General features: G+C 72.4%; 8 protein-coding genes and 1 pseudogene. 2 read left to right on the top strand and 7 right to left on the bottom strand.

What is annotated here, in order from left to right; all coding sequences use genetic code 11:
• Positions 1-93: 93 nt before the first annotated feature.
• The 5 genes from P3L51_RS07600 to P3L51_RS07580 form a co-directional block, all read right to left on the bottom strand.
• The gene (locus tag P3L51_RS07600) at positions 94-1,239 is read right to left on the bottom strand and encodes an XdhC family protein (RefSeq protein ID WP_354604308.1); all 1,146 of its coding nucleotides are present in this window, start codon (positions 1,237-1,239) and stop codon (positions 94-96) included.
• A 51-nt stretch (positions 1,240-1,290) separates the two neighbouring features.
• Complete coding sequence (locus P3L51_RS07595) at positions 1,291-2,751, bottom strand: NCS2 family permease (protein WP_354604307.1); 1,461 nt, start codon at positions 2,749-2,751, stop codon at positions 1,291-1,293.
• A 302-nt stretch (positions 2,752-3,053) separates the two neighbouring features.
• On the bottom strand, positions 3,054-5,438 hold the full coding sequence (locus tag P3L51_RS07590) for a xanthine dehydrogenase family protein molybdopterin-binding subunit (RefSeq protein ID WP_354604306.1): 2,385 nt from the start codon (positions 5,436-5,438) through the stop codon (positions 3,054-3,056).
• A 2-nt stretch (positions 5,439-5,440) separates the two neighbouring features.
• Complete coding sequence (locus P3L51_RS07585; protein ID WP_354604305.1) at positions 5,441-6,034, bottom strand: (2Fe-2S)-binding protein; 594 nt, start codon at positions 6,032-6,034, stop codon at positions 5,441-5,443.
• 2 nt (positions 6,035-6,036) lie between these two features.
• Positions 6,037-6,927 (bottom strand): FAD binding domain-containing protein, encoded by an 891-nt coding sequence (locus tag P3L51_RS07580; protein WP_354604304.1) that lies wholly within the window; start codon positions 6,925-6,927, stop codon positions 6,037-6,039.
• Positions 6,928-7,212: 285 nt separating this feature from the next.
• Between P3L51_RS07580 and P3L51_RS07575 the strand changes: the two genes are divergently transcribed.
• Together P3L51_RS07575 and P3L51_RS07570 are read left to right on the top strand one after the other, a co-directional pair.
• On the top strand, positions 7,213-8,913 hold the full coding sequence (locus tag P3L51_RS07575) for a PucR family transcriptional regulator (RefSeq protein ID WP_354604349.1): 1,701 nt from the start codon (positions 7,213-7,215) through the stop codon (positions 8,911-8,913).
• Between the two features lie 427 nt (positions 8,914-9,340).
• On the top strand, positions 9,341-10,099 hold the full coding sequence (locus P3L51_RS07570) for a hypothetical protein (RefSeq protein WP_354604303.1): 759 nt from the start codon (positions 9,341-9,343) through the stop codon (positions 10,097-10,099).
• 111 nt (positions 10,100-10,210) lie between these two features.
• On the opposite strand, the gene P3L51_RS07565 is transcribed toward P3L51_RS07570, so the two are convergent.
• Entirely contained in the window at positions 10,211-11,401 is a 1,191-nt protein-coding gene (locus tag P3L51_RS07565) for an acyltransferase family protein (protein ID WP_354604302.1), read from the bottom strand.
• A 107-nt stretch (positions 11,402-11,508) separates the two neighbouring features.
• Positions 11,509-12,159 (bottom strand): annotated as a pseudogene (locus P3L51_RS07560) (GntR family transcriptional regulator); the annotation flags it as partial.
• Positions 12,160-12,171: the final 12 nt, after the last annotated feature.

The following is a 12,171-nucleotide window of genomic DNA, read 5'->3' as shown; positions in this document are numbered from 1 at the left end:
CCACGAGCGGATCCTGTCGCCGGCGCGGGAGTCGGCGTACGTACCGGGTGTCCACACGGTCCGGGCGGCCCGGGTACAAGGGCCGGGTGACCCTCAGGCGACGGAGCCGATACGGCGCGCGGGCCTCCCGTCGTGGTGGATCGGGGTGTGGGCGCCGGTCAGGGAGACCCCGGTGCCGCCGCGCCGGTTCGCGACGATCTCCGCCGCGATCGACAGCGCGGTCTCCTCCGGCGTACGCGCGCCGAGGTCCAGGCCGATGGGGCTGCGGAGCCTCGCCAGTTCCAGTTCGGTGACGCCGACGCCGCGCAGCCGCTCGTTGCGGTCCAGGTGGGTGCGCCGGGAGCCCATGGCGCCGACATAGGCGACGGGCAGTTTGAGGGCGAGCTCCAGCAGGGGGACGTCGAACTTGGCGTCGTGGGTGAGGACGCAGAGCACCGTACGGCCGTCGGTCTCCGTCGACGCCAGGTAGCGGTGCGGCCAGTCCACGACGATGTCGTCGGCGTCCGGGAAGCGGACGCGGGTGGCGAACACGGGGCGGGCGTCACACACCGTGACGTGATAGCCGAGGAACTTCCCCACCCTGACCAGGGCGGACGCGAAGTCGATCGCACCGAAGACGATCATGCGCGGGGCGGGCACGCTCGACTCGACGAGCAGGGTCAGCGGGCGTCCGCAGCGCGAGCCGTCCTCGCCGATCGTGACGGTGCCGGTGCGGCCCGCGTCCAGCAGGGCGCGCGCCTCGCCCGCCGCTGTGTCGTCCAGCGCCGGATGGCCGCCCAGCGTCCCCTCGTACGCTCCCCCGGGGCGTACGAGGAGGGCTCGTCCCCGCAGCTCCGGGGGGCCGTCGGTGAGCCGGGCGACCGCCGCCGCCTCCCCTCGGGCGGCGGCGGACAGCGCGGCCCGGAACACCTCCCTGCCGGGAGAGTCCGCGCGTACCGGGGTGACGAGGATGTCGATGACTCCGCCGCAGGTCAGGCCCACGGCGAAGGCGTCCTCGTCGCTGTAGCCGAAGGTCTCCAGGACGGTCCGGCCGTCGTCCAGGGACTCCCGGCACAGCTCGTAGACCGCGCCCTCCACACATCCGCCGGAGACCGAGCCGATCGCCGTGCCCTCGCTGTCGACGGCGAGGGCGGCGCCCGGCTGCCGGGGCGCGCTGCCGCCGACGGCCACGACGGTGGCCACGGCGAAGTCGCGTCCCTGCCCGACCCACCGGTTCAGTTCTTCGGCGATGTCCAGCATGTCGGCCTCCTCTGGTCTCTCAGTATCGGATGTGCGGCGGATCGCGGCGCGTCAGCTCACGCCGAGCCAGCTCTCGATCGGGTGGAGCGCGAAGAAGACGAGGAAGATCACGGTCAGTCCCCACATGAACGCGCCGATCTCCCGCACCTTGCCCTGGGCGACCTTGATGGCGACGTAGGAGATGACGCCGGCGGCGACCCCGGCGGTGATCTGGTAGGTGAACGGCATGATCACGACGGTCAGGAAGACCGGGACGGCGACGGCCCGGTCGCTCCAGTCCACATGCCTGGCGTTCTGCATCATCATCGCGCCGATAACCACCAGGGCCGCCGCCGCGACCTCGCCGGGGACGATCTGGGTGATCGGGCTGAAGAACAGGCAGGCGGCGAAGAAGAGGCCGGTGACGACGGAGGCGAAGCCCGTACGGGCGCCCTCGCCGACACCGGTCGCGGACTCCACGAACACGGTCTGGCCGGAGCCGCCCGCGACACCGCCGACGACGCCGCCCGCGCCGTCGATGAACAGCGCCTTCGACAGACCCGGCATACGGCCCTTGTCGTCGGCGAGCCCGGCCTCCGTACCGACGCCGATGATGGTGGCCATCGCGTCGAAGAAACCGGCGAGCACGAGCGTGAAGACGATCATGCCGACGGTCATCGCGCCGACCTCGCCCCAGCCGCCGAACTCGACGTCCCCGAAGAGCGAGAAGTCCGGCATGGAGACGGCGCCGCCGGTCAGCTCGGGCGGTCCGCCCGCCCAGGCCTTGGCGCCGACGACACCGGTGGCGTTCAGTACGGCGGCGACGGCCGTGCCGACGACGATGCCGATCAGGATCGCGCCGGGCACGTCACGGGCCTGGAGCATGAAGATCAGCAGGAGGGTGCCGGCGAAGATCAGGACGGGCCAGCCGGCCAGCTCGCCGGCCGGGCCCAGGGTGACGGGTCCGCCGCCCTGGGAGGCGTGTACGAAGCCCGCCTTGACCAGGCCGATCAGGGCGATGAACGTGCCGATGCCCATCGTGATCGCGTGCTTGAGCGCGAGCGGGATGGCATTCATGATCATTTCGCGCAGGCCGGTGACGACCAGCAGCATGATCACGACGCCGTACATCACACACATGCCCATGGCCTGCGGCCACGTCATGTGGGGCGCGACCTGCGTGGAGATCACGCCGGAGACGGAGAGCCCGGCGGCCAGCGCCAGCGGCACTTTGCCGACGAAGCCCATCAGCAGCGTGGTGACGGCCGCGGCGACGACGGTGGCGGTGATCAGCGCGGGCTGGCTGAGCACATTGCCCGCGACGTCCTTCCCGCCCAGGATGAGCGGGTTGAGCAGCAGGATGTACGCCATGGCCATGAAGGTCGTGACGCCGCCGCGCACTTCGCGCGCGACGGTGGATCCCCGCCGGGATATGTGGAAGTAACGGTCGAGCCGGGACCTCCCGGCCGGGGGACGCGAGCCTGGGCCGACGTCCTCGGCGGTGGTCCTGGGCTCCACGGACTGCTGGGTCATGATGCCTACTCCCAAGGTTCACAGGGGCACCCGCGTGGTGATTTCAGATGCGGGATTTGGGATGGTGCGTGGGCTGCACGACCCGGGGGACGGCCCGAGGCGAACTGGGTTTTCCTACAAGGGTGTTGCCGTGCTGTGGTGTGGTGCTGTGGCGGTGACGCGATGGCGCTGTGCCGTGGCGCGGTGGTGCGACACGGTGGCGCCGTGCGCCGGTGCGCCGAGGTGGCGCGGTGCGCCGCGAGCGGTGCGGCGGTCGGGGCTCCGGACGGCGGGCGTACGCGCCGCCGCCCGGAGCGTGCCGGTCAGGTGCCGGTGAGGTGCTCCGGCCGTACCGGTGTCCTGTTCAGCTCCAGACCCGTCGCGGCACGGATCGCCGCGAGCACGGCCGGAGTCGACGACAGGGTCGGGGCCTCGCCGACGCCACGCAGCCCGTACGGCGCGTGCTCGTCGGCCAGTTCGAGCACATCGACGGGGATGGTCGGCGTGTCGAGGATGGTGGGGATCAGATAGTCCGTGAAGGACGGGTTGCGCACCTTCGCGGTCTTCGGGTCGACGATGATCTCCTCCATGACCGCCACGCCCAGGCCCTGGGTGGTGCCACCCTGGATCTGGCCGATGACCGACAGCGGGTTGAGAGCCTTGCCGACGTCCTGCGCGACGGCCAGCTCGACCACCTTGACCAGGCCCAGCTCCGTGTCGACCTCGACCACCGCGCGGTGCGCGGCGAACGAGTACTGGACATGGCCGTCGCCCTGCCCCGTACGCAGGTCGAACGCCTGCGTGGGGCGGTGGCGCCACTCACGTTCGAGGTCGACCGACTCGCCCTCCAGGACGTCCACCAGATCGGCCAGGACCTCGCCGCCGTCGGTGACGACCTTGCCGCCTTCGAGCAGCAGCTCGGCCGTGGCCCAAGCGGGGTGGTACGTGCCGAACTTGACGCGGCCCATCTCAAGGACCCGCTCACGGACGTGCTCGCAGGTGTTCTTGACCGCGCCGCCCGTGACATACGTCTGACGGGACGCGGAGGTCGAACCGGCGGACCCCACCCGGGTGTCGGCCGGCTGGATCGTCACCTGCGCGACGCCGAGTTCGGTGCGGGCGATCTGCGCGTGGACGGTGACACCGCCCTGGCCGACCTCCGCCATCGCGGTGTGCACGGTGGCGACCGGCTCACCGCCCACCACCTCCATCCGCACGCGAGCGGTGGAGTAGTCGTCGAAGCCCTCGGAGAAACCGACGTTCTTGATGCCGACCGCGTAGCCCACGCCCCGTACGACGCCTTCGCCGTGCGTGGTGTTGGAGAGCCCGCCGGGCAGCGCCCGTACGTCGGCGGCCTCGCCCGCCGTGAGCCACTGCCGCTCCGGCGGCAGCGGACGTGCCTTGACCCGGCGCAGCAACTCGGCGACGGGGGCGGGCGAGTCGACGCGCTGGCCGGTCGGCAGGAGAGAGCCCTGCTCCATGGCGTTGAGGCGGCGGAACTCCACCGGGTCCATGTCGAGGGCGGCGGCGAGCTTGTCCATCTGCGCCTCGTAGGCGAAGCACGCCTGTACGGCTCCGAAGCCGCGCATCGCGCCGCACGGCGGGTTGTTGGTGTAGAGCGCCAGGGCCTCGATGTCGACGTCCTCGACGACATAGGGGCCCACCGAGAGCGACGAGGCGTTGCCGACGACGGCCGGGGAGGCGGAGGCGTACGCACCGCCGTCCAGCACGATCCGGCACTTCAGATGGGTGAGCTTGCCGTCCTTGGTGGCCCCGTGCTCGTACCAGAGCTTCGCGGGGTGGCGGTGGACGTGCCCGAAGAAGGACTCGAAACGGTTGTAGACGATCTTGACGGGCTTGCCGGTACGGAGCGCGAGGAGGCAGGCGTGGATCTGCATCGACAGGTCCTCACGGCCGCCGAAGGCGCCGCCGACACCGGAGAGCGTCATACGGACCTTGTCCTCGGGCAGGCCGAGGACGGGCGCGATCTGGCGGAGGTCCGAGTGCAGCCACTGGGTGGCGACGTACAGGTCGACGCCGCCGTCCTCGCCCGGCACGGCGAGACCGGACTCCGGGCCGAGGAACGCCTGGTCCTGCATGCCGAAGACGTACTCGCCGGAGACGATCACGTCGGCGCGCCTCGCGGCCCCGTCGGCGTCGCCGCGCACGATGGGCTGGCGGTGCACGATGTTCGGGTGGGAGACGTGGCCCGCGTGGTGGTCGTCGCGGTTCTCGTGGATCAGCGGCGCGCCCTCGGCCGTGGCGGACGCCTCGTCCGTGACGACCGGCAGGTCGGCGTAGTCGATACGGATCTTGGCGGCGGCGCGGCGCGCGGTCTCGGGGTGGTCGGCGGCGACGATCGCGACGGGCTCGCCGTGGTGGCGGACCTTGCCGTGGGCGAGGACGGGGGTGTCCTGGAACTCCAGGCCGTACCGCTTCACCTCGGTCGGCAGGTCGTCGTAGGTGAGGACCGCGTAGACGCCGGGGGTGGCCAGCGCCTCGGCGGTGTCGATGGACCTGATCTCGGCGTGCGCGACGGTGCTGCGCAGGGTGTGGCCCCAGAGCATGTCCTCGTGCCACATGTCCGAGGAGTACGCGAACTCGCCGGTGACCTTGAGGGTGCCGTCCGGGCGGAGTGTGGACTCGCCGACGCCGCCCTTGGTCCGGGAGCCCTGTGTGATGTCGGTGGGTGTACCCGTGGTCGCCATGGTCAGACCGCCTCGGACTGCCGGGCGGCCGCGAGGCGGACCGCGTCGAGGATCTTCTCGTAGCCGGTGCAGCGGCAGAGGTTGCCGGAGAGCGCCTCGCGGATGTCCGCGTCGGACGGCGAGGGGTTGCGCTCCAGCATCTCGTCGGCGGTGACCAGCAGTCCGGGGGTGCAGAAGCCGCACTGGACGGCGCCCGCGTCGATGAACGCCTCCTGGATGGGCGAGAGTTGGCCGCCCTCGCCGGTCTGCGAGTCGGTGCCCCCGGCCTGCCACCGCTGGGCTCCCTGGAGACTCGTACCGGGGGCTCCGGAGCCCCCGGAGGCGCAACCGCCGTGCTCCTCGCGCTGCTTGGCGAAGTCCGCCAGGCCCTCGACGGTGACCACGTCGCGGCCCTCGACCTGGCCGGCGGCGACGAGGCACGCGCAGACGGGCAGGCCGTCGAGGCGGACCGTACAGGAGCCGCACTCGCCCTGCTCGCAGGCGTTCTTCGAGCCGGGCAGGCCCATGCGCTCACGCAGGACGTAGAGGAGGGACTCCCCCTCCCAGACGTCGTCGGCCTCCTGCGGACGGCCGTTGACCGTGAAGTTCACGCGCATCGTTATGCAGCTCCTTCCAGCGTGTCGCCGTTGCCCCGGTACTGCTCCCAGGTCCAGCCGAGCGTGCGGCGGGCCATGATGCCCACCGCGTGGCGGCGGTACTTCGCGGTGCCGCGCACGTCGTCGATCGGGTTGCAGGCGCCGGACGCGAGGTCGGCGAACTGCTTGGCGATCGACGGGGTGATGACCTTGCCGTTGTCCCAGAAGCCGCCCTCCTCCAGTGCCGCGTTGAGGAAGTCCTCGGCGGCGCGGGCCCGCAGCGGGGTGGGCGCGGCGGAGCCGATGCCGGTCTTCACCGTGCGGGAGTCGGGGTGCAGGGCGATGCCGAACGCGCAGACCGCGATGACCATCGCGTTGCGCGTGCCGACCTTGGAGAACTGCTGCGGTCCGGACGCCTTCTTGATGAGGACGGACTTGATCAGCTCGTCGGGGGCCAGCGCGTTGCGCTTCACGCCCGTGTAGAACTCCTCGACGGGGATGTGGCGGATACCGCGTACCGACTCGACCTCCACCTCGGCGCCCGCGGAGAGGAGCGCCGGGTGCGAGTCCCCGGCGGGCGAGGCCGCGCCGAGGTTGCCGCCGACGGAGCCGCGGTTGCGGATCTGGGGCGAGCCGACGGTGTGCGAGGCGAGCGCGAGTCCGGGCAGCTCGGTCCGCAGGTGTTCCATGATCTGGGTGTACGGGACGGAGGCGCCCAGCCGGACATGCTCGTCGCCGACCGTCCATTCGCACAGTTCGCCGATGCGGTTCAGATCCATGAGGTACTCGGGCCGCCGGTGGTCGAAGTTGATCTCGACCATGACGTCGGTGCCCCCCGCGATGGGGACGGCGGTGGGGTGCTCGGCCTTGGCGGCGAGCGCCTCCTCCCAGCCGGCGGGGCGAAGGAAGTCCATGAGTGGCTCTCTTCATTCGTGATCGGTCGTTCACTGGAGCCCGGGGACGGCCGGAGTCTCGGCTGCTGGTCTTTCCCATGCGTTTTCTCATGCGGATGTTCACTAGTTGTTAACGCTGTGTGGCCCAAGTACACCGGACCGTGCTCCGTCCGGTGCAGTCACCGAAACCATGAAGGAGTTGGCTGGGCTGCTTCCGGGTCTTGTAGATTCGAACAAATGGCGATGCGCCGGACGCTCGCGGAACACTGCTCATCCAGGACGAGAGAAGAGATCGGCGGCGACGAGATGCGGCTGCGCGCACTGCTGGAGACCGACGCGCTGGGCCTGCGGCTGCTCGGCGGCCGGGACGAGCTGGACCGGACCGTACGCGGCGTGATGACCACCGACCTGCGGGACCCGAGCCGCTATCTGTCGGGCGGTGAGCTGGTCCTGACCGGCCTGGCCTGGCGGCGTACGCCCGAGGACTCCGAGCCTTTCGTACGGCTCCTCGCGGGCGCCGGGGTCGCGGGGCTCGCGGCCGGCGAGGCCGAGCTGGGCGCGATCCCGGACGACCTGGTCGGGGCGTGCGCCCAACACCGGCTGCCGCTCTTCGCGGTGAACGAGACCGTGGCGTTCGCGTCGGTCACCGAGTACGTGGTGCGGCAGGTGTCCGGCGAGCGCGCCGGGGACCTGGCCGCCGTCGTGGACCGGCACCGCAGGCTGATGACGTCGGGTCCGGCCGGCGGCGGGCCGGACGTCGTACTGGATCTGCTCGGTACGGACCTCGACATGCGGGCGTGGGTGCTCTCGCCGACCGGGCGGCGGATCGCCGGCGCGGGTGAGCCGCTGTCCGCCGCCGCGGGCGCGGCGCTGGCGGCGGAGCATCTGACGGCGACGCGCGCCGGGCGGCGGGCGCCGCACCGGGTGGCGCTGGGCGGGACGACGTACTCGCTGTTTCCGGTACGCGGTCCGGGCCGCGCCGCGCCGCCCGGCGGTATGGCCGGGGACGTACGGGAGAGCGTCCTGTCCGACTGGCTGCTGGCCGTGGAGGCGGACGCCGGTGAGTGGGGCGCGCCCCGGCTGGATCTGCTCCAGGGCGTCACCCAGCTGATCGCGGTCGAGCGGGACCGGCGGGACGCGGCGCGTACGGTACGGCGCCGGCTCGCCGAGGAGATCCTGGAACTCGTCCGGACAGGCGCCCCGCCCGCCGAGATCGCGGCGCGGCTGCGGGTCGCGGCACCGGTGCTGCTGCCCGGCCGGGCGACGGCCCCGCACTGGCAGATCGTGGTGGCGCGGGTCGACTGGGAGGGCGAGGGCGGCGCGGTGGGGGCGGGGGCGGTCGCCCAGTCACTGCTTGAGGAGATCCTGGTCGATCCGGCGACGGCGGGCATGGAGTCGGGCGACCGGATCGCGGTGGCGCACACGGACGGCGAGGCCATCGCGCTGGTCCCGATGCCGGTGCCCGCCGCCGCCGAGGGCGAGGACGGTACGGATCCGAAGCCGGCGGATTCGGGCCTCCGGGCGGACGTGCTGCTGGCGGCCGTACGCGAACCGCTGGCCGCCGGACTCGCCGACGACGGCCGGCTGACCCTGGGTGTCAGCGCGGCCGTGCACTCGGCGGACGGTCTGCGGGGCGCGCTGGAGGAGGCGCGCCATGCCCGTCGGGTGGCCGCGGCCCGCCCCGGCCGGGTGTGCGCGGCCGGCCACCACGAGCTGGCCTCGCACGTGCTGCTGCTGCCGTTCGTCCCGGACGACGTACGACGCGCGTTCACCGCGCGTCTGCTCGACCCGCTGCGGGACTACGACCGCCGCCACCGCGCCGAGCTGGTCCCGACCCTTGCGGCCTTCCTCGACTGCGACGGCTCCTGGACCCGCTGCGCGGCCCGCCTTCATCTGCACGTGAACACGCTGCGGTACCGGGTGGGGCGCATCGAACAGCTGACGGGCCGCGACCTGTCCCGCCTGGAGGACAAGCTGGACTTCTTCCTGGCGCTCCGGATGAGCTGACGGCGCGGGAGACACGCCGGGCGCCGACGGGACGGAGATCGCGGGTGGGGACCGGGCCGGGCGGCCGGGCCGCGGTTCCGTCACCCCGTGCCATGTTGACCGCCGTCACCCGTGGCGGTCACGACGAGATCCAACTGTTCGGCGCGGACCGGCACGTGGCCGCCCCCGCCGTGAACTCCCCACCACCCGGCGGCGGGTGACTCTCGCTGGTCAGACCGGGTGGCGGCGGTCACGACGAGCCCGTCGGACGGGTCTTGCGGAGGCCCTGACGGAGCGTCGAACGGCCCACTGTCGACCCCTTGTTGACCAAGGCATTGTGAATTTTTTCACCTGACCTATTGGCCCGGCGTGCCGATCCGTGCTGAGATGCGGGAGAACTCAACAGCACAATGGCGCGCTCGGGGAGGGCAATGTGGCGGATACCGCCATGTCTGGTTCCGGATCCACTGCCGGGGACGACCCACTCCAGACCGCGGTATGGCGGTTGCGCTCGCGCGGCTGTTGGACCGACGCCGCCGCGCTGCTCGCACCCCATCCGGGAGCCGCACCCTCCCTCCAGCGCGCGTCACTGCTGGTGGAGCGCTGTCTGTTCACCGGTGAGGGCTGGCCGGAGGCCGAGGACGCCCTCCGGGTCGCGGAGGCCACCGCGCGGTTGGACGACGAACGCGGCGGGGCCGCCAGCGAACGGGGTCACCTCGCGTACGCGGCCACGATCCTCGGCGTGCGCGACCGCGCGGACGAGGCGCGTGCCGCGCTCGGCAGGGCCGCCGCGCTGCTCACGCCGACGGCGCTCGGCCGGCCGCTGCTCGACTTCCGCCGGGGGCTGATCGCCGAACATCTCTCGGACTCCCCGCAGTCGGCCCTCGCCGCCTACCGGCGCGCCCACGCGGGCGCCACGGCGCACGGGCAGACCCTGCTGCTCTCCTTCACCTGGCGCCATCTGGCCGGACTCGCCCTGCGCGAGGGCGAGTTGGCGGAGGCGCGGCACGGCTTCGGCGAGTCGCTGCGGATCCGTGAGGAGCTGGGCTATCTGGTCGGTACGGCTCCGGCGCTCGCCGCGCTGGCCGACGCGGAACCGGAGCCGGAGGCGACGCGGCTGCGGGCGGAGGCGGGGCGGCTGTTCCGGCTGCTGGACGGCGTACCGACATGGCTGGCCGCGCAGCTCGCACCGAGCACCGCCGCCTGAGGCCCTGAGTCGAGGCCCCGAGCCGAGGCCCCGAGCCGAGGCCCCGACGCGACGAAGCCCTGAGCCGCGGTGGCTCAGGGCTTCGGGTGTCTCAGGGCCTCTCGGTGGCTCTCAGGGCCTGCTGATCGAACCGGACGTCGCGGGGCTGGGGTCCCCCACCCCCGGCGCCGCCGACCGGCGCGCCTGCGGACCCGCCTTCCGCAGCAGCCGCTCCAGCGGGTGCTCGACCCACTGGTACGCGATCCCCGCGACGGCCAGGCTGATCACGATCGCCACCAGCCAGAACCCGGCGGTGCCGGCCAGGGACTCCGGGCGGTCGAAGCGGTACAGCAGCGCGCGGATGACGATCTCGTGCACCAGGTACCAGGCGAACGACCAGTGCCCCAGCCGTACCGCCCACGCGCCGCCGAGCCCCGTACGGCCGCCCCGCAGGTCCGCGCTCGCCGCCGCGCACACCAGCAGGGCGAAGATCGGCGCGGAGAGCAACTGGGAGGCGCTGTACGGGCTGTACCAGAGGCTGTCCGGGACGGCCTCGTGCCACGGGACGAGCACCAGATGCCAGAGCGCGACCAGGCCGATCGCGCTCGGCAGCCCGATGGGTGGGCGCCAGCCGCGCTTGACGGCGAGGCCGGCGGCCACCCCGATCACGAACTGGAGCATCCGCGTCGGCGGGAAGTAGTCGAGCAGCCAGACGCGGGTGGAGCCGGTCTCGATCAGCGCGCCGGCGAACCACACAACGACGAGCGCGACGGTCATCGCCGCCGCGACCCAGAAGCGGCCCCGGCCGGACTTCAGCGCCGGCAGCAGCATCAGGAGGGGGAAGATCAGATAGAACCAGGCCTCGTCGCTGAGCGACCAGGCCGCCGGGTTCGCGCCCTTCTGGATGACCGTGTCGGGCACCCACGCGTGCACCATCAGCAGCGTCGCGAGTACGGCCTTCGCCGACACCGCCTTGCCGATGGCGATCCAGACGGCGACGGAGGCCGCCGACGTGACGACGAGCAGGGGCCAGATGCGGGCGAAGCGCCGCCACAGGAAGACCTTGGCGGGTACCCGCTGCCCGTCGTAGGTCCAGGCGAGCACGAAGCCGGACAGGACGAAGAAGAAGGTGACGCCGCTGCGCCCGTACCAGGTCGCCTCGCTGAGGCCGGGGATCTCGCCGACCTGCCGTGACAGGTGGTAGAGAACCACGATCAGCGCGGCCCAGAACCGCAGACCGGTCAGGGACGGCAGCCTGTCCCGGCCGGCGAGACCCGACCGGTCGGCAGTGGCGGTTGGCTGACGAGCACTGCTGGCGCGCATGACGTCCCGTGGTGTGGGTGACCGGAAGATGAAGAGTGAGTGACGCTACCCGTACACGCGCGCGATACCAAAGCCGGGGAGGCGTGCCCGGAGCGGCGGCGAGCGGGTCAGCCCGCGCCGCCCCTGAAGTGCTCCCGTACGAGCGAGCGCACGACCGGCAGATCTCCCGCGATCAGCGCGTCCAGCAGGGCGGAGTGCTCGGCGGCGTCCGCGACGAGCGCGGCCCTGATCGTCCTCGGCGCGCCGGCGCGCGGCCACTGCGCGCGGCGGTGCAGGTCGTCGGCGACCATGACCAGCTGCCGGTTGCCGGAGAGGCCGAGGAGGGCGCCGTGGAAGGCGCGGTCGTGGTCGGCGTAGGCGGCGAGATCGCCGCCCGCCGCCGCCGTGACGGTCGCCTCGGCCAGCGGGCGCAGTTCCGCCCAGCGCTCGGCGGTGACGGTACGGGCCAGCCCGAGCATCACCGGGACCTCGATCAGCGCGCGCACCTCGGCCAGCTCGGCGAGGTCGCGGGCGGTGCGCTCGGCGACCCGGAAACCGCGGTTGGGCACGACCTCGACGGCGCCTTCGAGTACGAGCCGCTGCATGGCCTCGCGCACGGGGGTCGCCGACACTCCGAAACGCTCGCCGAGTGCGGGGCCGGAGTAGACCTCGCCGGGCACCAGCTCGCCGCTGACGAGGGCGGCACGGAGCGCGTCGAGGATCTGACCGCGCACCGAGTGACGACGCACCGTACGGCGTGCGCCCGGCTCGGACGCTGTCTCTTATACACA

The sequence above is a fragment of the Streptomyces panacea genome (genome assembly GCF_040560175.1).
GTDB lineage: Bacteria > Actinomycetota > Actinomycetes > Streptomycetales > Streptomycetaceae > Streptomyces > Streptomyces panacea.
The sequence above is the reverse complement of the archived record's forward strand: the minus strand, read 5'-3'. Positions and strand labels throughout refer to the sequence as shown.